At 72.5% G+C, this 23727-nt stretch carries 19 protein-coding genes and 1 tRNA gene; 11 read left to right on the top strand and 9 right to left on the bottom strand.

What is annotated here, in order from left to right:
• Window positions 1-12: 12 nt before the first annotated feature.
• From ACIBBF_RS13745 to ACIBBF_RS13730, 4 genes are all read right to left on the bottom strand, one after another.
• On the bottom strand, window positions 13-675 hold the full coding sequence (locus ACIBBF_RS13745) for a CYTH domain-containing protein (RefSeq protein ID WP_397414033.1): 663 nt from the start codon (window positions 673-675) through the stop codon (window positions 13-15).
• Window positions 676-730: 55 nt separating this feature from the next.
• Entirely contained in the window at window positions 731-1291 is a 561-nt protein-coding gene (locus ACIBBF_RS13740; protein WP_397414031.1) for an STM3941 family protein, read from the bottom strand.
• A gap of 38 nt (window positions 1292-1329) precedes the next feature.
• A complete protein-coding gene (locus ACIBBF_RS13735; RefSeq protein WP_397414029.1) occupies window positions 1330-2127 on the bottom strand; it encodes a TSUP family transporter in 798 nt (265 codons plus the stop codon).
• A 505-nt stretch (window positions 2128-2632) separates the two neighbouring features.
• Window positions 2633-2705, bottom strand: a tRNA-Arg gene (locus ACIBBF_RS13730).
• A gap of 206 nt (window positions 2706-2911) precedes the next feature.
• Here ACIBBF_RS13730 and ACIBBF_RS13725 point away from each other — a divergent pair.
• The 4 genes from ACIBBF_RS13725 (at window position 2912) to lysA (ending at window position 8172) form a co-directional block, all read left to right on the top strand.
• The gene (locus ACIBBF_RS13725) at window positions 2912-3502 is read left to right on the top strand and encodes a SigE family RNA polymerase sigma factor (RefSeq protein WP_397414027.1); all 591 of its coding nucleotides are present in this window, start codon (window positions 2912-2914) and stop codon (window positions 3500-3502) included.
• On the top strand, window positions 3499-5043 hold the full coding sequence (locus ACIBBF_RS13720) for a hypothetical protein (RefSeq protein ID WP_397414025.1): 1545 nt from the start codon (window positions 3499-3501) through the stop codon (window positions 5041-5043). The genes ACIBBF_RS13725 and ACIBBF_RS13720 overlap by 4 nt, the downstream gene beginning before the upstream one ends.
• A gap of 109 nt (window positions 5044-5152) precedes the next feature.
• A complete protein-coding gene (gene argS, locus ACIBBF_RS13715; RefSeq protein WP_397414022.1) occupies window positions 5153-6814 on the top strand; it encodes an arginine--tRNA ligase in 1662 nt (553 codons plus the stop codon).
• Window positions 6811-8172 (top strand): diaminopimelate decarboxylase, encoded by a 1362-nt coding sequence (gene lysA / locus ACIBBF_RS13710; protein ID WP_397414020.1) that lies wholly within the window; start codon window positions 6811-6813, stop codon window positions 8170-8172. Before argS ends, lysA begins: the two co-directional genes overlap by 4 nt.
• A gap of 345 nt (window positions 8173-8517) precedes the next feature.
• On the opposite strand, the gene aceB is transcribed toward lysA, so the two are convergent.
• The gene (aceB, locus tag ACIBBF_RS13705; RefSeq protein WP_397414018.1) at window positions 8518-10410 is read right to left on the bottom strand and encodes a malate synthase A; all 1893 of its coding nucleotides are present in this window, start codon (window positions 10408-10410) and stop codon (window positions 8518-8520) included.
• Window positions 10410-11762: an isocitrate lyase gene (aceA, locus tag ACIBBF_RS13700; protein ID WP_397414016.1), complete on the bottom strand. Its 1353-nt coding sequence runs from the start codon at window positions 11760-11762 to the stop codon at window positions 10410-10412. The genes aceB and aceA overlap by 1 nt, the downstream gene beginning before the upstream one ends.
• Window positions 11763-11918: 156 nt before the next feature.
• Between aceA and ACIBBF_RS13695 the strand changes: the two genes are divergently transcribed.
• Window positions 11919-13475, top strand: coding sequence for a helix-turn-helix domain-containing protein (locus ACIBBF_RS13695; RefSeq protein ID WP_397414013.1), 1557 nt, complete (start codon window positions 11919-11921; stop codon window positions 13473-13475).
• Between the two features lie 73 nt (window positions 13476-13548).
• On the opposite strand, the gene ACIBBF_RS13690 is transcribed toward ACIBBF_RS13695, so the two are convergent.
• Window positions 13549-14478: a LysR family transcriptional regulator gene (locus tag ACIBBF_RS13690; RefSeq protein ID WP_397414010.1), complete on the bottom strand. Its 930-nt coding sequence runs from the start codon at window positions 14476-14478 to the stop codon at window positions 13549-13551.
• Window positions 14479-14644: 166 nt separating this feature from the next.
• On the opposite strand from ACIBBF_RS13690, the gene ACIBBF_RS13685 reads away from it, so the two are divergent.
• The 5 genes from ACIBBF_RS13685 to ACIBBF_RS13665 all read left to right on the top strand — a co-directional run bounded on the left by ACIBBF_RS13685 (window position 14645) and on the right by ACIBBF_RS13665 (window position 19782).
• Entirely contained in the window at window positions 14645-16018 is a 1374-nt protein-coding gene (locus tag ACIBBF_RS13685) for an MFS transporter (protein ID WP_397414008.1), read from the top strand.
• A gap of 127 nt (window positions 16019-16145) precedes the next feature.
• The gene (locus ACIBBF_RS13680) at window positions 16146-16895 is read left to right on the top strand and encodes a 3-hydroxybutyrate dehydrogenase (protein WP_397414005.1); all 750 of its coding nucleotides are present in this window, start codon (window positions 16146-16148) and stop codon (window positions 16893-16895) included.
• Between the two features lie 73 nt (window positions 16896-16968).
• Window positions 16969-17781, top strand: coding sequence for a CoA transferase subunit A (locus ACIBBF_RS13675; RefSeq protein ID WP_397414003.1), 813 nt, complete (start codon window positions 16969-16971; stop codon window positions 17779-17781).
• Between the two features lie 3 nt (window positions 17782-17784).
• The gene (locus ACIBBF_RS13670) at window positions 17785-18435 is read left to right on the top strand and encodes a CoA transferase subunit B (protein WP_026365903.1); all 651 of its coding nucleotides are present in this window, start codon (window positions 17785-17787) and stop codon (window positions 18433-18435) included.
• 174 nt (window positions 18436-18609) lie between these two features.
• Complete coding sequence (locus tag ACIBBF_RS13665; protein WP_397414400.1) at window positions 18610-19782, top strand: acetyl-CoA C-acyltransferase; 1173 nt, start codon at window positions 18610-18612, stop codon at window positions 19780-19782.
• A 24-nt stretch (window positions 19783-19806) separates the two neighbouring features.
• On the opposite strand, the gene nhaA is transcribed toward ACIBBF_RS13665, so the two are convergent.
• Window positions 19807-21099 carry a Na+/H+ antiporter NhaA gene (gene nhaA / locus ACIBBF_RS13660; RefSeq protein WP_397414001.1) on the bottom strand — a complete coding sequence of 431 codons (1293 nt, stop codon included), beginning with the start codon at window positions 21097-21099 and terminating at the stop codon, window positions 19807-19809.
• Window positions 21100-21216: 117 nt separating this feature from the next.
• Window positions 21217-21771 (bottom strand): DUF1697 domain-containing protein, encoded by a 555-nt coding sequence (locus tag ACIBBF_RS13655; protein ID WP_397413999.1) that lies wholly within the window; start codon window positions 21769-21771, stop codon window positions 21217-21219.
• 504 nt (window positions 21772-22275) lie between these two features.
• Between ACIBBF_RS13655 and ACIBBF_RS13650 the strand changes: the two genes are divergently transcribed.
• Window positions 22276-23535: a PhoH family protein gene (locus tag ACIBBF_RS13650; RefSeq protein WP_397414398.1), complete on the top strand. Its 1260-nt coding sequence runs from the start codon at window positions 22276-22278 to the stop codon at window positions 23533-23535.
• Window positions 23536-23727: the final 192 nt, after the last annotated feature.

Here is a 23727-nt window from a genome sequence, read left to right as displayed (position 1 = left end):
CGCCCGCCCCTGTCAGAGGCGTAGGTGCGTGTTGGGCCCGAAGTCCTGCCGGAACACCGGGCCCTCGCTCGCGAGCTCCGCGGCGAAGGCCGGGGCCCAGCCGCTGTAGGGCTCCATCGCGAGCGACTCGTTCGAGAAGCGACGGTCGTCGGTGATCTCGGTGACGCAGAAGTCCGGGATCTGCAGGCCCGTGACCGGGCCGGAGCGCTCGCACTCGGCCACGACGAGCGGGTGGTTGGCACCGCCGAACACGTCGATGGACCAGCCGTCCGCGCCCAGCCACGCGGCGTACCGCACCTTGACGATCGGGGCGCCACCGCGGCGCACCAGCTCGACGCCGACGTTCGGGTCCAGCTCACGCTCCGCCTCGTACCGGGTACCGCCCACGGCGGGACCCTTCACGGTGACGGCGGCGAAGTCGATGTCGGCGGTGTGCGCCCGCAGGAGCTCCGCCGGGTCGGTGTCAGCCGTCAGGTCGGCGTCGACATCGCCGGCCTGGACGCGGACGCGGAGGGCGTAGCCGTCGTCGGCCAGGAAGTAGGACTGCACGATGAGGGCGGGTGCGTCCCGGAGCTCGTCCGGGAGGTCGCGCACGAAGAACCGGCGCTCGAACTCGAAGTCGGCGTAGCCGCGGTCGGGATCGGTCTGGCCGGGTTCGTAGCGGTCGTCGCTCATGAGGCCCCTCGCCCTGCTGGGTGCGCGGTGCTTGTCCGCGGATGATTCAGGAAGTCTACGCAACCGGGTCGGTGTCAGGCGTGCGTCCCGCCACGAACTGGGACAACGTGGCCGAGAGCTCCTCCGGGCGCACGGCGATGCTGCCCGGCTTGAGCACCACGGGCGTGCCCACCAGCGACGCGTGCACGGACGCCGCGACGCGCCGGACGACGGTGCGCTGGCGGGCGACGACAGCCCGCGGGTCGGCGACGTCGACGGCGAGCACCCGGCGGAAGGCCAGCCGTGCCTCGCGGACCCCGGTGACCTCTGACCAGAGCACCTGCTCGACGCCGAGGTTGGGCAGCCAGTCGACCAGGCCGTCGCCGTCCAGCGTGAGCACGGGCCAGGTGGGCAGGAGGAGACGGCGCAGCACGATGAGACCGAGTCCCGTGAAGACGAGGACGCCGATCGCGCTCACCGACACCACGGCCAGCGCCGCACGGGAGCCGCTGGTCTGCGCGAGGCCGAAGCCCAGCCAGGCGACGACGGCGCAGAGCGCGACCAGGGCCAGGGCGCCGAGCGCGAGCAGGAGGACGTGGGCGCGGGACGGGTAGAAGTCCACGGACTCGTCGGGCATACCGGGACAGTAGCCGCAGCGTGGGATGTATCGGTAGTTCAGCCGACCAGGAGGCGTGCGCCGGCCACCGCGGTCATCACCAGCACGACGGTGCTGAAGACGGGGCCGGAGACGCGGTGCGCCACCAGGCGGCCGAGCAGGAGGCCCGCGACCAGCCCCGGGAGCAGGACGAGCGAGATCCGGAGGGAGTCGGCCGAGACGAGGCCGAGCCCCGCGCTGAACGGCAGCTTGGCGATGTTCACGGTGAGGAAGAAGAGCGCGACCGTGCCGAGCAGGCCCGCGCGGGAGACGCCGGTGCGGAGCAGGTAGAGGCTCATGGGCGGGCCGCCGGCGTTCGCGATCATGGTCGAAACGCCGGCGATGGCGCCCAGGGTGGCGCGGGTCAGGCGTTCGCGGGCGTTCGGTGTGCTGCTGTGGGCTTCGGTGACGGTCTCGGCACCCGGGCGGCCGGCCGCGCGTCGTGCGGTGACCTGCCGCACGAGGTCGCCCAGTCCCGCGAGGAGGAGCAGGGCACCCACGATCCGTGCGCTGACGTCGGGCGGGGCCCAGCGCAGGGCGGCGAAGCCCACGACGAGGCCGAGGGTGACGCTGGGGAGCAGGGCACGCAGGATCTGCCACCGCACGTCGCGGCCGTAGGTGGCGACGGCGACGAGGTCACCGACGATGAGCAGGGGCAGCGCGACGCCGGCCGCCGGGACGGGCGGGAGGACCGACGCGATGACGGCGGCGCCCAGTGCGCCCAGGGGCGGCAGGCCGGTCTTGGCCAGGCCCATGAGGAGCGTGGCGAGGGTGCCGCCGATGACGACGGTGGTCGTGAGGTCGAGGGTGGGGGTCATGACGGGGCGGACTTTACGGGGTGCGGTGTCCGTCGGTGCGGGGGGCCTTGCGCGGACCTGCTGCCGGCAGGGTGGTCTGGGCGTCGCCGGTGTGTTCGTCTGTGTTCCTGGGTGGGTCCGGCTCGTCGGTGGGTCCGGTTCCTGGGTGGGTCCGGCGGCTCGGTCGTCGACGGGTCCGGCTCCGGGCCGGACGAGGACGACCGGGTGGGCTCTCGGGGCGGAGGTGCACTTCTACCCAGTCATTGCGCCCAGAATCCCGCTCGGTTCTGGGCGCAATGACTGGGTAGAAGCGCACTTCTCGTGGGCGGCGTCGGGCAGTCGTCCACCCGCCGGGCCCGCAGCGAGGGGCTCGCCGGCCGTTTGACCCATGGTGCCGGAGGCACGCCTCGCGATACACGCGCACGCCGCGCACCGTGGGACGTGGTGGGGAACCGCGCCCGGCCCCGGACAGCGAAAGGGCCCCTCATCTGGCGTGATGCCAGGTGAGGGGCCCTTTCCCGGTGTGTGCGCCTGAAGGGATTCGAACCCCCGACCTTCTGCTCCGGAGGCAGACGCTCTATCCACTGAGCTACAGGCGCGGGGCCGTCGGCAGGGAGATCGTGCTCCCGTAACGGCCGAAGTGAGACTACCAGGTAAGCAGCCCGTCGTGTGCACCCGGGCGCGTGACGTGCACCGTCGTGGCAACCTTCTGCTCGCCGCATGCGTCTGTGTGCCGTGATCCCGCGAAGAGCTCGACCCCAGAGGCGTACGAACCGGTACGCGGACGACGAACGAGGTGGCGCACATGACGAGTGACGATGCGGCGGTCATCGACGACCCTCGCGCCCGGGTGGTGACCACGGGCACGGCGGCCGAACGCTTCACGGCGTTCGCCAGCGACCGCTCACCCGAGCTGTCCCGCATCGCCTACCTGCTGTGCGGGGACGCGCACCGGGCCGCCGACCTCGTGCAGCTCGCGCTGGAACGGACCTACCGGGCCTGGGGCAGGGTGGGCGACGGCGACCCGTTCGCCTACGCCCGCAGGGTGATCGCCACGGCCCGGATCGACACCTGGCGGCGCACCAAGCGGGACGTCCTGGTGGCCCCGGCCGACCTGCGCCCGGGCGCCGCACCCGATGGCACGCAGCACGTCGTCGACCGGGACGAGCTCGTGCGCGCCCTGCGGCAGCTCCCGGCAGCGCAGCGGCGCGTCGTCGTCCTGCGCTACCTGCTGGACCGCACGGAGAAGCAGACCGCCGAAGACCTCGGGATCTCCGTGGGGGCTGTCAAGTCCGGCGCGTCCCGTGGGCTCGACCGGCTGCGGGACGTGCTGGGAGTGGAGCAGTCGGACGACGGCGGATCGCCGGACACCTCACGGAAGGAGGCGCAGTCATGAGGGAGCAGAGCGACACGCTGGTGAGCCTGATCCACGACGCCGCGAGCCACGTGGGGCCCGTGGACGGGATCGACGGCGAGGCGATGGCACGGCGGGCGATCCGCCACGAGCGCACCCGGCGCGGGGTGATCGGCGGCGTCGCGGCGCTCGCGGTCGCGGCCCTCGCCACCGTCGGCGGCCTGGTCGCCGGTGGCAGGCAGGTGCTGCCGGCTGGCTGGCCCTTCGGGGACGGCTGGCACGAGGTGTCCGGGGGCGGGCTGATCTTGTCGGTGCCGTCGGACTTCGAACCGTACGACCAGGGCGAGGGGTACCCGTCCTGGGGTTCGGACGAGCAGGACGGGCCGTTCGATCCCGCGGCGGTGACTTCTGCGGTGACCGTCATGACGCTCGACGACGGCGATTCGTTGTCCGAGTCGGAGGCCGACCTGGTCGACGTCGACGTGCCGGGTGCGGAGTCGGCACAGTATGTGCTGGCGGAGGAGGGCTGGGACGTCGGGCCGCAGGGGGTGCTGCAGGTTGAGCTGGAGTCCGGGCGAGTCGTCCAGGTCGTCGTGGTCCTGCCCGACGCACCGGACTCGCCGGAGCTGTTCGAACGGCTCGTCGAGGGCGTCCGGGTCGATCCCGACGCGACCGAGGCGAACTTCGACGTCCAGGGGAACACGCTCGACGTCGTCGAGGAGCACCCCGCGGACTGGACGGTCCAGGAGCACCAGGGACTGCGGTTCGCGACGCCGGGCGACTGGGTGGAGGACGCGCTGTCCGCGTCCCGGGAGGACAACTGGCCGACCGTCTCGATCGACGACCCGGACGGACGGCTCCGCCTGCAGGTGACCACGCTCGCCACCACGCAGGACCCGGACGGCGAGTTCGGCTACACGTACGCCATGGAGCCGCCGTCCGGCGCGGATCGCGCGGGTGCCGAGCTCGACCCGCAGGACGGGACGCTCCACGCGTGGATAGAGGTCCGCCGGGCCGGGGGCCGGACGTACTCCATCGACGTCTACGCGCCCGACGACACCGGCGGCGACCGCGTGGTGCGGACCATCGCCGGGAGCCTGGAGTTCACCCCGGAGGCGGCCGACCTGCCCTCCTACGGCGACCTGACGGACGCCCGGCCGCTCGTGGACGACGCGCCGGCGATCCCGGAGGACTGGGTGGTCGTTTCGGACGCGCCGGGCCTGCGCCTGCGGGTGCCCTCGGACTGGGTGGACCAGTCCGGGGGCGACGGCACGGTCGTGCGAACCGCGCCGCAGGGCGACCCGGGCGAAGGGCTGAACGCCTGGATCGAGGAGCCAGGGCTTGCCGGCAACGGTGAGATACCGGTCGGCGGGTACCGGCTCGACGTCCCGGGGGCCGAGCGCGCGACCGTCCGGATGACCGACTACACCGCCTACGGTGAGGCCGAGGCCGCGGCGTTCAACGCGCGGGCCGAGGTGCGGCTCCCCGATGGCAGGTTCGTGCAGCTCACCTACGACGGTCCGCCCCACTCGGGCGACCGGTTCTGGCAGATCCTCGGCACGCTCGAGGTGGGCACCGACTGATGCCTGTGCCGGACGGCGGTGACGCGCCCAGGGGTGGGGTGCGTCACCGCCGTCCGCTGCCTGTGGACAACCGGGGCGGCCGACCCGGACCGGCCCGTAGAATCGATCCGTGACCCCCACCGAGCTCTCCGAAGCGCTGAGCGCTGCCCTGGCCGCGGCCGTCGCCGACGGCACACTCGCCCTGCCTGCCGACGCCGTCCCGGCGTCGGTCCACGTGGAGCGACCCAGGCAGCGAGAGCACGGGGACTGGGCCACGAACGTGGCCCTCCAGCTCGCGAAGAAGGCGGGCACGACGCCGCGGGCGCTCGCCGAGGACCTGGCAGCCCGCCTCGGGGCGACGCCGGGCATCAAGTCCGCGGGTGTCGCCGGCCCGGGCTTCCTCAACATCACGCTCGACGCCGCGGCGGCGGGCGAGCTGGCGCGCACCATCGTCGAGGCGGGCGCTGCGTACGGCCGGGGCGACGCCCTGACCGGCCAGGTCATCAACCTGGAGTACATCAGCGCCAACCCGACCGGTCCCCTGCACATCGGGCACACCCGCTGGGCCGCGCTGGGCGACTCCCTGGCACGCATCCTGCGGGCGGCGGGCGCCGACGTCACCGCCGAGTACTACATCAACGACGCGGGCGCCCAGATGGACCGCTTCGGCGCATCGGTGCTGGCGCGGGCCACGGACGGCGAGGTCCCCGAGGGCGGCTACCGCGGCGAGTACGTCAAGGAGCTCGCGACCAAGGTGCTCGCGGACCGCCCCGACCTGCCGGAGCTGCCGCACGACGAGGCCGTCGCGGTCGCCCGTGAGGCGGGCTACGCGCACCAGCTCGCGGAGATCCGCGAGGTGCTGGAGAACTTCGGCGTGCACTTCGACGTCTGGTTCTCCGAGCGTGACCTGCACAGCTCCGGTGCCGTCGAGAAGGCCGTCGCCCGCCTGCGGGAGCAGGGGCACGTCTTCGACCAGGAGGGCGCGGTCTGGCTGCGCACCACGGACTTCACGGACGACAAGGACCGCGTGATGATCCGGGCGAACGGTGAGCCCACGTACTTCGCCGCCGACGCCGCGTACTACCTGTCCAAGAAGGACCGCGGGTTCCCCGGCAAGATCTACCTGCTGGGCGCCGACCACCACGGCTACATCAACCGCCTCAAGGCCATCGCGGCCTGCGCGGGGGACGACCCGGAGACCAACATCGAGGTGCTCATCGGGCAGCTCGTCAACGTCGGGGGCGCCAAGCTGTCCAAGCGCGCCGGCAACATCATCGAGCTGCGCGACCTGGTCGACTGGATCGGCAAGGACGCCGTGCGCTACTCGCTCGCGCGCTACCCCGCGGACACGCCGCTGGAGCTGCAGGGCGAGGACATGCTCAAGCAGACCAACGACAACCCGGTCTTCTACGTGCAGTACGCGCACAGCCGGACCGTGCAGATCGGTACCAAGGCCGAGGAGCGGGGCGTGCGCCGCGCGGACGGGTTCGACCCGGCCCAGCTCTCGCACGCCTCGGAGACGGCGCTGATCGGCCGCCTCACCGAGTTCCCGCGGATCGTGGCCCAGGCCGCGGAGCTGCGCGAGCCGCACCGCGTGGCCCGCTACCTGGAGGCGCTCGCCGGCGACTTCCACTCCTGGTACAACGACGACGAGAAGCTGCGCGTCACGCCGTACCCCGACGAGGAGGTCACGGACGCCCACCGGGCCCGCCTGTGGCTGAACGACGCCGTCCGCACGGTGCTGGCCAACGGCCTGGACCTGCTGGGCGTGAGCGCACCGGAGCGGATGTGACCGGCGCGCCCTGGTCCACGGGGGTCGGCCGGCTGCCCGACGGCGCGCTGGCCGTCGCCGGCGTCGACGTCCGCGACCTCGCGGCCCGGCACGGCACGCCGGCCTACGTGCTGGACGAGGCCGACTTCCGGGCGCGCGCCCGCGCCTACCGCACGGCGTTCGAGGCGGCGTTCGGCGCCGTCGGCACCGGCGTGGACGTGTACTACGCCGGCAAGGCGCTGCTCACCGTGGCCGTGGCGCGCTGGGCGCGCGAGGAGGGCCTGCGGGTGGACACCGCCTCGGGTGGCGAGCTCGCCGTCGCGCTGCGGGCCGAGGTGCCGGGTGCGGAGATCGGCCTGCACGGCAACAACAAGTCCGACGCCGAGATCCGGCGTGCGCTCGACGCCGGCGTGGGCCGCATCATCGTGGACTCGCTGGTCGAGATCGAGCGCATGGCGCGGCTCGCGGGGGAGCGCGGCGTCGTCGCACCGGTGATGGTCCGCGTGACCACGGGCGTGCACGCGGGCGGGCACGAGTACATCGCGACCGCGCACGAGGACCAGAAGTTCGGGCTGTCGGTCAACGCGGCCGACGGGGCGGAGAGCCCCGCGATGACCGCGCTGCTCGCGGTGCTCAAGCACCCCGAGCTGCGCCTGCTCGGCATCCACTCGCACATCGGCTCGCAGATCCTCGACCCCGACGGCTTCGAGGCGGCGGCGCGCGTGGTGCTGCGGCTGCGGGCCGACCTGGCCGAGCGGTCGGGCGTGCTGGTGGACGAGGTCGACCTCGGCGGCGGGTACGGCATCGCCTACCTGCCGGGCGACGTCGCGCTCGACCCCGAGCGGGTCGCGAAGGACATCGCGCAGTCCGTGGCGGGCGTCTGCCAGGAGCTGGGCACCAACCTGCCGCGGTTCTCGATCGAGCCCGGCCGGGCGATCGTCGGGCCCGCGGGCCTCACGCTCTACACGGTCGGCACGGTCAAGCCGGTCACGGTCTCGGCCGACGGCGGAACCGACTTCACCCGCACCTACGTGTCGGTCGACGGCGGCATGAGCGACAACATCCGCCCCGCCCTGTACGGGGCCGCGTACCACGCGGAGGTCGTGGGGCGGTCCTCGGACGCCGAGCCGATCCTCGCGCGCGTGGTGGGCAAGCACTGCGAGTCCGGCGACATCGTGGTGCACGAGGTGCAGCTCCCGGCCGACGTGCGCGCGGGCGACCTGCTCGCCGTCGCCGCCACGGGCGCGTACGGGCGCTCCATGGCGTCGAACTACAACATGCTGCCCCGCCCGCCCGTCCTGGCGGTGTCCGACGGCGCCTCCCGGGTGCTGGTGCGGCGGGAGACCGAGGACGACCTGCTGGGGCTCGACCAGGGCTGACCCGCCCGATGACCTGACGGCACGGCGTCGAGCGGGCATGGCAGTCCGGCCACGCATCCGCTCGACGGTGGTGCGCGGTCTCCGGCCGTCATGGTCCCGGTCACCTCCGCCGGATGGCTGCCTGCGCTGCGTCCGCCGTCACCACGCCAAGCCCGACACCGCGCCGGCCTCGCCCCGGGGGTGGTGGGGTGCGGAGAGAGAACGGCGGCCGGTGCGGCGTCGGGCGGATGGAAGGGGCGCCCCGACCGACGGCGGGGCGCCCCGGCTCTGTGACCGGTCGGATGACCGGCCGGATGACCGGCCGCGTGACCGGTCCGATGACCGGCCGCGCGGCCGGTCGAGGTGCTACGGCCGGTCGACCGCCGAGTCCACCAGGTGACCCTGGTAGGCGGGGCTCGTGAGGAACGGCGGGAAGTCGTCCTGCAGGGCCACCTGGCGGAAGATCGCCGCCGCGTCCTCGAGCCGGTTCCCGTGGTCGTGCGGCAGCGACGCGACGACGTCGAGCAGGATCGCCTCGACGCGCTCGCGGGTCACGGGCTGCTGGTCGTCCTCGGTCACGGTGCCGGACGCGATCCACTGCCACACCTGCGACCGCGAGATCTCCGCCGTGGCGGCGTCCTCCATGAGACTGTCGAGCGCCGCGGCCCCGGTACCGCGCAGCCAGGCGTCGAGGTAGCGGACGGCGACCGACACGTTCGACCGCAGGCCGGCCGAGGTGACCGTCGCACCGGCCCGGCGGGCCGAGGCGATGTCGAGCAGCTCGTGCTGGCCCACCGTGACGTCGTCCCGCAGGCGCGACACCTGGTTCGGCGCGTCGCCCAGGACGGCGTCGAACTCGGCCTGCGCCACCGGGATCAGGTCGGGGTGGGCCACCCAGGTGCCGTCGAACCCGTCGGACGCCTCACGCTTCTTGTCAGCGCTCACCTGGCCGAACGCCCGCTCCGTGACCTCCGGGTCGCGGCGGTCGGGGATGAACGCGCTCATGCCGCCGATGGCGTGCGCCCCGCGCTTGTGGCACGTGGCCACGAGCAGCTCGGTGTACGCGCGCATGAACGGCGCGGTCATGGTGACCTGGGCACGGTCCGGCAGCACGTACGACTCGCCGCGGGTGCGGAAGCACTTGATCACCGAGAACAGGTAGTCCCAGCGGCCCGCGTTCAGGCCCGCGCAGTGGTCGCGCAGCTCGTAGAGGATCTCCTCCATCTCGAAGGCCGCGGGCAGGGTCTCGATGAGCACCGTGGCGCGCACGGTGCCGCGCGGGATGCCGAGCGCGTCCTGCGCCACCTCGAACACCTCGTTCCACAGCCGTGCCTCCCGGTAGCCCTCCAGCTTGGGCAGGTAGAAGTACGGGCCCCGGCCGCGCGCGACGAGCTCGGCCGCGTTGTGGAAGAAGTAGAGACCGAAGTCGACGAGGCTGCCCAGGGCGTTGCTCGTGATGCCGTGCGCGTCCGTGTACCGCAGGTGGGCCTCGTCGAGGTGCCAGCCGCGCGGCCGGAACACGATGGTCGGCAGGTCGGTGATGTCCGACGACCGCAGCCGGTACTCCTTGCCCGCCTCGTTCGTGAACGCGAGGGTGCCGCGGATGGCGTCGTGCAGCGCGAGCTGTCCCTCCACCACGTTGGGCCACGTGGGGCTGGAGGCGTCCTCGGCGTCGGCGAGCCAGCACCGGGCGCCCGAGTTCAGGGCGTTGATCGTCATCTTCGGGTCGGTGGGGCCGGTGATCTCGACCCGGCGGTCCTCCAGCCCCGGCGCGTTCCGGGAGCCGGCGACCCGCCAGTCCGGGTCGTCCCGCACCGGCCGGGTGGAGGCCCGGAAGTCGGGGTCGGTACCGTCCGCGATGTCCTGCCGGCGCAGCTGGCGCTGGGCGATCAGGTCGTCGCGGGCGGCGTCGAACCGGTCATGGAGCAGGGCCAGGAACCCGAGGGCCTCCGGTGTGAGGATCTCGTCGTACCGCGGCCCCACGGAGCCGGTCACGGTGATCACGCCGCGGCGGGCACCGGTCCCGGAGGCGCCCACCCCGCCGTTCGGCAGGGTGCTGGGCGCCGAGCTGCGCGGCGCGGGGGCGGCGGCCTCTGACGTCCGGGCGGGGGCGGGCGACGGCGCGGGGGCGGGCGACGGCGCGGCCGGCGCAGGGACCGACGCCGTCCGCGACGCCGGAGGTGTGCCGATACCGGCCAGGCCGGCGTCGGCGTCGTACGGGCTGGTGCCCTGGGCGCGGGTGTCGATGGTGGCGGTCATCAGAACTGCGCCTCCTCGGTCGAGCCGGTCAGTGCGGTGGTGGCCGAGTCCGGGTTGAGCGCGGTGGCGACCCGGTCGAAGTAGCCCGTGCCCACCTCGCGCTGGTGCTTGGTGGCGGTGTAGCCGCGCTCCTCGGCGGCGAACTCCAGCTCCTGCAGCTTCACGTAGGCCGACATCTGCTCGCGGGCGTAGCCGTGGGCCAGGTCGAACATCGAGTAGTTCAGGGCGTGGAAGCCGGCCAGGGTGATGAACTGGAACGTGAAGCCCATGGCGCCCAGCTCGCGCTGGAACTTGGCGATCGTGTCGTCGTCGAGGTGCTTCTTCCAGTTGAACGACGGCGAGCAGTTGTAGCTCAGCATCTGGTCGGGGAAGTCGGCCTTGACGGCCTCGGCGAACTTGCGCGCCAGCTCCAGGTCCGGTGTGCCCGTCTCCATCCAGATCAGGTCGGAGTAGGGCGCGTACGCCTTGGCGCGGGCGATGCACGGCTCGATGCCGTTGGTGACCTTGTAGAAGCCCTCGTTGGTGCGCTCGCCGGTGATGAACGGGCGGTCGCGCTCGTCGACGTCCGAGGTGATCAGCGTCGCCGCCTCGGCGTCGGTCCGGGCGATCACGATCGACGGCACGTCGGCGACGTCGGCCGCGAGACGGGCGGCGTTCAGGGTGCGGACGTGCTGCTGCGTCGGGACGAGCACCTTGCCGCCGAGGTGGCCGCACTTCTTCTCCGAGGCGAGCTGGTCCTCCCAGTGCACGCCGGCGGCGCCCGCCTGGATCATCGACTTCATCAGCTCGTACGCGTTCAGCGGGCCGCCGAAGCCGGCCTCGGCGTCGGCCACGATCGGGGCGAGCCAGTCGCGCGTGGGGGCGCCGTTCTCCGAGACGTCGATCTGGTCGGCGCGCAGCAGGGCGTTGTTGATGCGGCGCACGACGGCCGGCACGGAGTTGGCCGGGTAGAGCGACTGGTCGGGGTACGTCTGGCCGGAGAGGTTGGCATCGCCGGCGACCTGCCAGCCCGAGAGGTAGATGGCCTGGAGCCCGGCCTTGACCTGCTGCACGGCCTGGTTGCCGGTCAGCGCCCCGAGGGCGTTGATGTAGTCCTCCTCGTGCAGCTGCTTCCAGAGGCGTTCGGCGCCGCGGCGGGCCAGCGTGTTCTCCTCGCCGACCGAGCCGCGCAGCGCGACGACGTCCTCGGCGGTGTAGGTGCGCTCGATCCCGGCCCAGCGGGGATCGGACGCCCAGGACCGCCGCAGCTCGTCCGCGGTCTGCACCTGGTCGCCGGCGCGGGGAGTCGCCGGCACCGCGGTCGTCGCGGACGTGGTCGCCTCGGACGTGGGATGGATCGTGGGTGCGCTCATGGCGGGTCTCCTTCTCGGGACGGAACGTTGTCACCGCGTCTGCCGGTGACGTGTTACGACCTTCCGCCCCGCACAACCCCCTTCTCAAGCAGATCTGAGTAGAAGATCTTGTGTTCTTCTGTTGATCGGAAGGCTTTCCGTATGTCACCCTCGGGCATGGCAGGAACCCCAGGAAATCGCAGAACCGCGCGAAACGCGACATCCTCGCGTTCTCCGCAGAGCGGTCAAAACGCTTCTAGGGTCACGGCGCCGACCACGGCGACGACGCCGCCGGACGCCGAGCCGGACGCCCTCACGATCGGTCGCCGCATCCGCCACCTGCGCACCGGCAAGGGCATGACCCTGGAAGACCTCGCGGCGGCCATCGATCGTGCTCCGTCGCAGGTCAGCACGCTGGAGAACGGCAAGCGCGAGCCCAAGTTCTCGCAGCTCCAGGCCATCGCGCGGGCGCTCGACGCCGGCGTGGACGACCTGCTCTCGGCCGAGCCGCCGTCGGAGCGCGACGCGCTGGAGATCGAGCTGGAGCGCGCGCAGCGCGGCCCCCTCTTCGCGTCGCTCGGTATCGACGGTGTGCGCATCGGCAAGTCGCTGCCCCACGACGCACTCTCGACGATCCTGGCGCTGCACCGCGAGCTGGAGCGCCTGCACACCGAGCGTGCGGCCACCCCGGAGGAGGCACGCCGGGCCAACGGCGAGCTCCGCGACGAGATGCGCGCCAAGGACAACTACCTGCCGGAGCTGGAACAGGTGGCCAAGGGCCTGCTGGCCGACGTCGGGCACACGTCCGGGCCGCTGCCCCAGCGCATGGCCGCCGAGATCGCCGCGCACCTCGGCTTCACGCTGCACTACGTGAGCGACCTGCCGCACTCGACGCGGTCGGTGATCGACACGCGCAACCGGCGCCTCTACCTGCCGTCCAAGGGGTTCCGCGGCCGGTCCAACACCCGCTCCGCGCTGCTGCAGGCACTCGCCTCGCACGTGCTGGAGCACACGGAGCCGGGGCACTACGGCGAGTTCCTGCGGCAGCGGGTCGAGGCCAACTACCTCGCGGCCGCGCTCATGGTGCCCGAGAAACCGGGCGTGAAGTTCCTGCGCGACGCCAAGGACGAGCGGGCGATCGCCATCGAGGACCTGCGTGACGCGTTCGGGGTGTCGTTCGAGACCGCCGCGCACCGCTTCACCAACCTCGCCACGCGCCACCTCGGCATCCCGGTGCACTTCATGAAGGTGCACGAGTCCGGGATCCTGCACAAGGCCTACGAGAACGACGGCGTGCGGTTCCCGTCCGACGCCCTGGGCGCCGTCGAGGGCCAGCACGTGTGCAAGCAGTGGACGGCCCGCCGGGTGTTCGACGTCGAGGACCGGTTCAACCCGTATGCGCAGTACACCGACACGTCGTCGGGCACGTACTGGTGCACGTCCCGCGTGGAGAACACCTCGGACGGCGCCTTCTCGGTGTCGGTGGGCGTGCCGTTCGCGCACGTCAAGTGGTTCTCCGGGCGGGAGACCACCCAGCGCGCGGCCTCCCGTTGTCCCGACGAGTCGTGCTGCCGGCGGCCGCCTGCCGAGCTGTCGGAGAAGTGGGGCGACTTCGCCTGGCCGTCCGCGCGGCCGCACGCGTCGATGCTCGCCGCGATGCCCTCGGGCGCGTACCCGGGCGTGGAGACGACGGAGGTCTACAAGTTCCTGGAACGGCACGCTCCGGAGGACTGAGCCCCCCGGACCGACGAGCGCGGACCTGGTGGCGGATTCGGGGCTCTTACCGCCACCAGGTCCGCACTCGGCGTCAGGGGGAAGTCGTGAGGCCCAGCATGTGGTCGCGCTGACGGGCCATCTCGTCGGCCAGCACCTGCACGACGGCGGCCACGGCCGGCCGGCGCCACGACTCGCTGCGGATCACGGCCCAGTAGGGCAGCCGCTCGGTGACCTCGTCGGGCAGGAGCCGCACCAGGTCGTCGTGCCGGTCGGCCATGAAGCAGGGCAGGAAGCCCAGTCCCGCGCCGGCGCGCGTGGCCTCGACGTGCACGAACACGTTGGTCGACGCCAGCGCGTCCGGCATGCCTGGGACCAGGCGCCGGGGCGCGTCGAGGTCGTTGACCTGGAGCATCGAGTCGACGAAGTAGACCAGCCCGTGCCGCGACATCTCCTCGACCGTGGTGGGCGTGCCGTGCCGCGCCAGGTAGTCCCGCGAGCCGTACATCCCGAGCACGTACTCACCCAGGCGCACGGCCTTGGCCCGCTGCACGTTGGGGTCCCCGACCACGACGTCGACGTCGACCCCCGAGCGGTGGTGGGTGGCCACGCGGGTGACCGTGACGAGCTCGACGGACAGCTCCGGGTGCTCCCCGCGGAGCCGGGCGATCGCGGGGGAGGCCACGTAGGCGCTGAACCCGTCGGTCGCCGTCATCCGCACGACGCCGGTCACCGGGTCGGCCTCGGTGTCGCCGCCCACGAGCCGGTCCACGGCGTCGGACACGGCCTCCCCGGCCCGGGCCGCGCGCCGGCCGAGCGCCGTCAGCTCCCAGCCGTCGGCGCCCTTGACCAGGAGGCGTCCGCCCAGGGCACGTTCCAGCGCCGTGATGTTGCGGGCGACCGTGGTGTGGTTGACGCCGAGCGCGCGGGCCGCCGTCGTGTACCGGCCGGTGCGGGCCACGGCCAGGAGCACCAGGAGCTGGTCGGCGACCTGGCCGGCCGGCGGGTCGTTGCGGGCTGACATGCGGTGACGCTACCAAGTGTGCATTCCTGCACACGCCGTCTGCCGAGTTCGTCATTGCTGCGCACAGTGCTTCCGGGAAAACTCGGGCGGGTCATCGTGGCGGTCCGCGCGGACCACACCGGGCCGGCCACGTCCCGTGTCAGAGTCGACACCTAGGAGCAGCAGCATGTCCGCACAGCAGAGCCAGGGCGCACCGGGGGACCGGTCGCTCATCCGGCGCATCGTCGCCGCCTCGATGGCCGGCACCGTCGTCGAGTGGTACGACTTCTTCCTCTACGCGACCGCCGCGGCGCTCGTGTTCAACAAGGTGCTCATGCCCGAGACGGGCAACGCCTACGACGCGATCATCGCCGCGTTCGTCACCTACGCCGTCGGCTTCCTCGCCCGACCGCTGGGCGGCGTCATCTTCGGCCACCTGGGCGACAAGCTCGGACGCAAGTACACGCTGCAGTTCACGATCGTGCTGATCGGCGTGGCGACCGTGCTCATGGGCTGCCTGCCCACGTTCCAGCAGGTCGGGTTCCTCGCCCCGGCGCTCCTGGTGATCCTGCGCTTCGTCCAGGGCGTGGCGCTCGGCGGCGAGTGGGGCGGCGCCGTGCTGCTCGTCGCGGAGCACAGCCGCGACGACGAGCGCGCCCGCTGGACGGCGTGGCCGCAGGCCGGCGTGCCCGCGGGCAACCTGCTCGCGACCGTCGTGCTCTACACGATGTCGGCCACCCTGACCGACGAGGCCTTCCTCGCCTGGGGCTGGCGCGTCGCGTTCTGGCTGTCCGCCGTCGTCATCGTCGTGGGCTACTACGTGCGCACCCGCGTCTCGGACGCGCCCATCTACGAGGAGGCGAAGGCCGAGATCGACGAGGGCGACAAGGGCTACGGCGTGCTCGAGGTGATCAGGCGCTACCCGCGTGGCGTGCTCACCGGCATGGGCCTGCGGTTCGCCGAGAACATCCTGTACTACCTCGTGGTCAGCTTCTCGATCGTCTACCTCGGCACCGCGCTCGGCATGGACACCACGCGCATCCTCGGTGTGGTCGCGGCCGCGCACGCGTTCCACTTCGTGGTGATCCTCGCCGTCGGGCGCCTCGCGGACCGCGTGGGCCGCAAGCCGCTCTACATCACGGGGGCCGTGCTCGGCGCCACCTGGTGCTGGTTCGCCTTCCCGGCCATGGACACCCAGAACGCCTGGGTGATCCTGGCCGTGCTCATGGCAGGCCTGCTGTTCCACGCGCTGATGTACGCCGTGCAGCCCGCGATCATGGCCGAGATGTTCCCCACCCGGATGCGCTACTCCGGCGTCTCGATCAGCTACCAGGTGACCTCCATCGTGGCGGGCTCCCTGGCGCCGATCCTCGCCACCACCTGGCTCAAGAACACCGGCTCCTGGTGGCCCACCGCCGTCTACATGGGCGTCGCCGCCCTCATCACCCTCGTCGCGGCGATAGCGCTGCGCGAGACCAGGGGCGCATCGCTGCACGCCCTGGACGCCGAGGACCAGGCACGCGAGCAGGCGCTCGCGGCGAAGGGACTCGCACGGGACTGAGTCGCGCGGGCTCCCGGTCGTGAGGCGGCCGGGAGCCCGCCGGGCGGCCCGCACGGCCGCGAGCACGCGGGCGAGAGGACGAGCGGTGGAGGAGCACGTGGTGGAAGGCCGAGGAGAAGGACCGACGATGGAGCTGACGCTGACGGGCCGCCGGGCCCTCGTGACGGGTGGCGCGAGCGGGATCGGCGCCGCGTGCGCTCGCGAGCTCGCCGCACGCGGTGCCCACGTGACGGTGGCGGACGTGGACGGCGACGGCGCCAAGGCCGTCGCCGAGGAGGTGGGCGGCGAGGCCTGGGTGGTCGACCTGTCCGACACCCGGGCCCTGGACGACCTGCGGCTGGACACGGACGTGCTGGTGAACAACGCGGGCATCCAGCGCGTCAGCCCCATCCAGGACTTCGTGCCGGACGACTTCCGGCTGGTCCAGCGGATCATGCTGGAGGCGCCGTTCCTGCTGGTCCGCGCCGCCCTGCCGGGCATGTATGCCCGAGGCTGGGGGCGGGTGGTCAACATCTCGTCGGTGCACGGGCTGGTGGCCTCGCCGTTCAAGGCGGCGTACGTGGCGGCCAAGCACGGCCTGGAGGGCCTGTCCAAGGTGACGGCCCTGGAGGGTGGCGAGCACGGCGTGACCAGCGTCTGCGTCAACCCCGGCTACGTGCGCACGCCCCTGGTGGAGAAGCAGATCGCCGAGCAGGCCCGGGTGCACGGGATCGGTGAGTCCGAGGTGATGGCGAAGGTCATGCTCGCGGAGTCCGCGGTCAAGCGGCTCGTGGAGCCGCACGAGGTCGCCGCGCTGGTCGGCTGGCTCACGGGCCCGGACGCCGCCATGGTGTCCGGCGCCTCGTGGGCCGTCGACGGCGGCTGGAGCGCCCGGTGACCCCCGGGCACCCGGGGTGTGACACTGGCTCATGGCGCGACCTGCCGGTACTGACCTGATGAAGGAGTCGACGATGACTGGAGCACGCACCGGGTTCGACAAGGTGGTCGCCAGCGCGGCCGAGGCGGTGGCCGACATCCCGGACGGCGCCTCGCTGGCCGTGGGCGGGTTCGGCCTGTGCGGCAACCCGATCGCCCTGATCGAGGCGCTGCTGGCGCAGGGCACCAGCGGCCTGTCCGTGGTGAGCAACAACTGCGGCGTGGACGACTGGGGTCTCGGGGTGCTGCTCGGCGCGCAGCGCATCGCCAAGATGACCAGCTCCTACGTGGGCGAGAACAAGGAGTTCGAGCGTCAGTTCCTCTCGGGCGAGCTCGAGCTGGAGCTCACCCCGCAGGGCACGCTCGCCGAGAAGCTCCGCGCCGGCGGCGCGGGCATCGCGGCCTTCTTCACGCGGACGGGCGTGGGCACGCAGGTGGCCGACGGCGGCCTGCCGCGCAGGTACGACGGCGCGGGCGGCGTGGCGATCGCGTCGCCGGCCAAGGAGGTGCGCACGTTCGGCGACGACGGCGCCGAGTACGTGCTGGAGGAGGCCATCAGCACCGACTTCGCGCTGGTGCACGCCCTGCGCGGCGACCGGCACGGCAACCTCGTGTTCAACAGGTCGGCGCGCAACTTCTCGCCGCTCGCCGCGATGGCGGGACGGGTCTGCATCGCCCAGGTCGAGGAGCTCGTCGAGCCGGGGGAGATCGACCCGGACAGCGTGCACCTGCCGGGCGTGTACGTGCACCGGCTGGTGCACGTCGGCACCGACATCGAGAAGCGGATCGAGCGGCGCACGGTGACGGAGCCCGCGCCGTCGGGCACCTCGACGAGCAAGGAGGGCTGAACCATGGCACTGACGCGACAGGAGATGGCCGCGCGCGCCGCGCGCGAGCTGGCCGACGGGATGTACGTGAACCTGGGCATCGGACTGCCCACGCTCGTGCCGAACTACGTGCCGGCCGACCGGCACCTGGTGCTGCAGTCCGAGAACGGCATCCTCGGGGTGGGCCCGTACCCGACCGAGGACGCCGTGGACCCCGACCTGATCAATGCGGGCAAGGAGACCGTCACGCTGCTGCCCGGCTCGTCCATCTTCGACTCCGCCACGTCGTTCGGGATGATCCGCGGCGGCAAGATCGATGCCGCGATCCTCGGCGGCATGCAGGTCTCGGCCACGGGCGACCTGGCCAACTGGATGATCCCCGGCAAGATGGTCAAGGGCATGGGCGGCGCGATGGACCTGGTGCACGGCGCCGGCCGCGTGATCGTGCTCATGGAGCACGTGGCGCGCGACGGGTCGCCGAAGATCCTGCGCGAGTGCTCGCTGCCGCTGACCGGCAAGGGCGTGGTGAACCGGATCATCACCGACCTGGCGGTGCTCGACGTGACGCCGTCCGGGCTGGTGCTCCGGGAGCTCGCGCCCGGCGTGACGGCCGAGGAGGTCGTCGAGAAGACCGAGCCGGAGCTCGCCGTCGAGCTGGTCGGGTCCGCGGGCTGAGCTCGTGCGTGACCGGTGCGCCCTCGACCGCGGGGCTCGCCGGTGAATCCGGGGGATACGCTGGGAAGAACGGCCAAAGGAGGTCTCATGAGTGACGCATTTTCCGCCCCCACGGGTGCCACGAGCACCCGTCCGGGCGCCACCGGTTCGGGCGCGACACACAGTGCCGACGACGTGGTGATCGTCTCGGCGGCGCGGACGCCGCAGGGACGGCTGAAGGGTTCGCTGTCCGCGCTGAGCGCCGTGGAGCTCGGCGCCGTCGCGGCACGCAAGGCGCTGGAGGGCGCGGGTGCGCTCGCGGCCGACGTGGACAAGGTGGTCTTCGGCCAGGTGATCCAGGCGGGCGCGGGGCAGAACCCGGCCCGGCAGACGGCCGTGGCCGCCGGGGTGCCCTGGGACGTGCAGGCCGTGACGGTGAACAAGGTCTGCCTGTCCGGGCTGACGTCGATCATCGACGGCGCCCGGCTGCTGCGCACGGGCGAGGCGTCCGTGGTGCTGGTGGGCGGGCAGGAGTCGATGACCAACGCCCCGCACCTGCTGGCCGGTGCGCGGTCCGGGTTCGGCTACGGCTCGGCCGAGCTGGCCGACTCCGTGGCGCACGACGCCCTGACCGACGCGTTCGACGACGTCTCCATGGGCATCTCGACCGAGGAGCACAACACCGGCGACGTGTTCGTCTCGCGCGAGGAGCAGGACCAGATCGCGGCGGCCTCGCACCAGCGGGCCGCCGCCGCGGCGAAGGACGGGTACTTCGAGGCGGAGCTGGCGCCCGTGTCGGTGCCGCAGCGCCGCGGCGAACCCGTCGAGGTGCGCACCGATGAGGGAGTCCGGCCCGACACGACGCCCGAGTCGCTCGCGCGGCTGCGCCCCGCGTTCACGAGCGACGGGACGCTGACGGCGGGCAACTCGTCGCAGATCTCGGACGGCGCAGCGGCGCTCGTGCTCACCACGCGCGCCCGGGCCGAGGCGGCCGGGGTGCCGGTGCTCGCGACGGTCCGATCGCACGGCCAGGTGGCTGGGCCGGACAACTCGCTGCACTCCCAGCCGGCCCGGGCGATCGGTCAGGCGCTGGAGCGCGAGGGCTGGTCCGCGTCCGACCTCGACCTCGTGGAGATCAACGAGGCGTTCGCCGTGGTGGTCGGGGTGTCCGCGAAGGAGCTCGGTGTGCCGCTCGACATCGTCAACGTGCACGGCGGCGGCATCGCACTGGGACACCCCGTGGGGGCGTCCGGCGCGCGCATCGCGGTGCACGCGGCGCACGAGCTGGCCCGGCGCGGCGGAGGGCGCGCCGCCGTCGGCCTGTGCGGCGGCGGGGGCCAGGGTGAGGCGTTGCTGCTGGAGGTCTGACGCCGCCGTCGGCTCAGCGCCGGGTCAGTGCGCCTCGCGGTCCTCGGCGTCGCCGATGTAGGCGCGGACGTCGTCCGCCCGCCCGTCCAGGTTCATGTCCGAGGTACGGGCGCGGCGGGCGTCCCAGCGCAGCGAGACGCCGCCCAGGATCGCGGCGAGCACCGAGGCGCCGAGGATCGCGATCTTGGCGCCGTCGGTGTGCTCGGAGTCGCCGAAGGACAGCTCGCTGATCAGCAGCGACACGGTGAAGCCGATACCCGCGAGCAGCCCCACGGGCAGCAGGTCGCGCACGCCGATGCCGTCGGGCAGCCGCAGCGGCGTGACCCGGGTGACCAGCGCCGTGGTGCCCAGCACGCCGACGAGCTTGCCCACCACGAGCCCGGCGGCGATCGCGGCGACCACCGGCTGACCGACCACGGCGCCGGGTCCGCCGCCGTCGACCAGCGAGACGCCCGCGGCGAAGAACGCGAACACGGGCAGCGCGATCCCCGAGGAGATCGGCCGGAGCCGGTGCTCGTACCGGGCGGTGCGCGCCGTCGGCTCGCCGTGGCGGGCGATCGCCGGGACGGTGAAGCCCAGCAGCACGCCCGCGATGGTGGCGTGCACGCCGGAGGAGTGCATCAGCGCCCACGCCACGACGGCGAGCGGCAGCAGCACGTACCAGCGCGGCGCGCGCGAGCGCACGTGCCAGGCGTACAGCACCACGCACACGAGCGTGCCCAGCAGCGGCAGCCAGTGGATCTCGCTCGTGTAGAAGATCGCGATGACGACGATCGCCAGCAGGTCGTCGACCACGGCGAGCGTGAGCAGGAACGTGCGGATGGCGGCGGGCAGCCCGCGGCCGAAGATCGCGAGGACGCCCACCGCGAACGCGATGTCGGTGGCCGTCGGGATCGCCCAGCCGTGCAGCGCCCCGGGCTCGTCGAGCAGCAGCAGGGCGCCCACGTAGATCAGGGCGGGCATCGCCATGCCGCCGACCGCGGCGATCATCGGGACCCCGGCCTCCTTGGGGTTGCGCAGGCTCCCGGCGACGAACTCCTGCTTGAGCTCGACACCGACCACGAAGAAGAAGATCGCCAGCAGGCCGTCCGCGGCCCAGGTCGCGAGCGTCAGGTCGAGGTGGACGGGCAGCGGACCGATCGCGGCCGGCCCCACCACGGTGCCCGACAGGGCCTGGTAGGACTCCCGCCACGGCGAGTTGGCCCACACCAGGGCGAGGAACGCCGCACCGATGAGGAGCGCACCGCCCGTCGTCTCACGCGACACCCACTTGCGCAGGCGCTGGATCCGGGTGGGGGCAGGGGCGGTACCGCTCAACGGGCGTCCTCTCGGGCTGCTGCAGGGTCGTGGGGTGCGGACCGATCCGACCCGGTCTCCACCGACCAGGCCTCCCGGCACGCCCGGATCTTTACCCTACCTGACCCGTCCTCGACGCTACCTCGACCTCCGATCGGCGCACGCGGCACGCAGCTTGGTGATCGTGTTCCAGTTCCGCGCCGTGGTGGGCGCGCCCACGGCCCGGTCGATCACGGTCGCCGTGAGCTTCGACCGGCCGATGCCGTCCACGTAGTGCACGTACAGCACGCCCGCGGCCGTGGCCAGCATCTCGCGCCCGGCGTTGGCCAGGTCGAGCCGCGCCACCCCGGCCGCGTCCACGTCGCCGAACGGGACGTGCACCTGGAGCCGGGCCGGGTCGTCGCGTGCCGCGGCCGGGAAGGGGTTGTCCCGCGCGATCTCCTCGAGCCGCGCACCACTCAGTCCGACGGCGGCCACGGGCCGGCCCACGCGTTCGGCCAGCCGCTCCTGCACGCGCCGCACGATGTCGCCCGGATCGGCGCCGTCCGTGGCGACCACGAGGTTGCCGCTGTTCAGGAGGGTGCGGGCGTCGCCGAGGCCGACGTCCTCGGCGGCGCCGCGCAGGTCCGCCGACGAGACGCGCAGACCCGGCCCGATGTTCACGGCGCGCAGCAGGATCGCGAGATGAGGCATGCGTCCATCCTCCCGCTACGGCACGCCTTCCTGCGAGTTTTGCGATTCTTTGACTCGCGGGTGAAGCCATTGCCACCATGTGAACAGTTCGTGACAACTTGCGACCCGCCGAGGGATAACTCTGGCCACAGGATGGCAGTGCGCGTAGGTTCCAGTTCAGGGACGGCACCCAGTCGCCCCTTCGGGAGGCCAACCTATGGAGTGCTTGCTCCGTGGAGAAGGGCCGGTCCCGGCTCTGCGCCACGACGCGGCGCGCCGAGCCGGTCGCCCGGCCCATCCACCAGCCCCGGTTCGACCGGGTCGGTTCCGCCGACAGGCGGTGCCCGCCAGGTAGCGACGAGGCTGTCACGGCGTTTCGGCGCCGGAGGGAGAGCCGCAGTGAGCCATTCCGCATCGACCACCCGTCCGACCGACCAGAGTGCCGACGCCGCAGCCGGCGCGGTCGGTGACGATCGCAGGACCTTCGTCATCGACACGTCTGTGCTGTTGAGCGACCCGAAGGCGATGTTGCGGTTCGCGGAGCACGACGTCGTCCTGCCGATCGTCGTGATCACGGAGCTGGAGGCCAAGCGTCACCACGCCGAGCTCGGGTACTTCGCCCGCAGCGCACTGCGGATGCTGGACGGGCTGCGGGTGCAGCACGGCCGGCTCGACTCGCCGGTCCCCGTGGGGGACACGGGCGGCACGCTGCGCGTGGAGCTCAACCACGTGGACCCGACCGTCCTGCCCGCCGGGTTCCGCCTGGGGGACAACGACACCCGGATCCTCGCGGTGGCGGCCAACCTCGCCGCCGAGGGCAACAGCGTGACCGTGGTCTCCAAGGATCTGCCGATGCGGGTCAAGGCGTCGGCGGTCGGTCTGCAGGCCGAGGAGTACCGGGCCGAGCTCGCCGTCGACTCCGGCTGGACCGGCATGCGCGAGATCGACCTCTCCGACGAGCAGATGGGCGCTCTCTGGGAGAACGAGTCCGTGGAGATCGCCGCCCTGGACCCGGCGACGGTCGAGGCGGCGTCCCCGCTCCTGGTGCACACCGGCATGGTGGTGCACTCACCGGGTGGTTCCGCGCTCGGGCGCGTGACGGCCGACAAGCGCGTGCAGCTCGTGCGGGGCGACCAGGAGGTGTTCGGCGTGCACGGCCGCTCGGCCGAGCAGCGTGTGGCGATCGACCTGCTGCTCGACGACGAGATCGGCATCGTCTCGCTCGGCGGCCGGGCCGGCACGGGCAAGTCGGCGCTCGCCCTGTGCGCCGGGCTGGAGGCCGTGCTGGAGCGGCAGCAGCACCGCAAGGTGGTCGTGTTCCGGCCCCTGTACGCGGTGGGCGGTCAGGACCTGGGCTACCTGCCCGGATCCGAGTCCGAGAAGATGAACCCGTGGTCGCAGGCCGTCTACGACACCCTCGGGGCGCTGGTCTCGCCCGCGGTGGTCGAGGAGGTCATCGCCCGCGACATGCTCGAGGTGCTGCCGCTCACGCACATCCGCGGGCGGTCCCTGCACGACTCGTTCGTCATCGTCGACGAGGCGCAGTCGCTGGAGCGGAACGTGCTGCTGACGGTGCTGTCCCGGATCGGTCAGAGCTCCCGCGTGGTGCTCACCCACGACGTCGCCCAGCGCGACAACCTGCGCGTGGGGCGGCACGACGGCGTCGCGGCGGTGATCGAGGCGCTCAAGGGGCACCCGCTGTTCGCGCACGTGACCCTGACCCGGTCCGAGCGTTCGCCGGTCGCGGCGCTGGTGACGGACATGCTGGAGCGCCTGGACGTCTGAGGCGACGCCACGCCCCGGCATGTCAGAGGCTCAGGCCACCTCCGGTGGCCTGAGCCTCTGACACGTACGGAACTTCTGACACGCGAGAGGCGCGCCGCCGGACGGAACCCCCCAGCCCCGCAGTCCCGCGGTACGCCTCTCGATGCGTGCACGACCGAGAGTAGCAGACTTAGGTAAGGCTAACCAAAGAGG

Source organism: Promicromonospora sp. NPDC050880 (assembly GCF_044456525.1).
Taxonomy (GTDB): Bacteria; Actinomycetota; Actinomycetes; order Actinomycetales; family Cellulomonadaceae; genus Promicromonospora.
The sequence above is the reverse complement of the archived record's forward strand: the minus strand, read 5'-3'. Positions and strand labels throughout refer to the sequence as shown.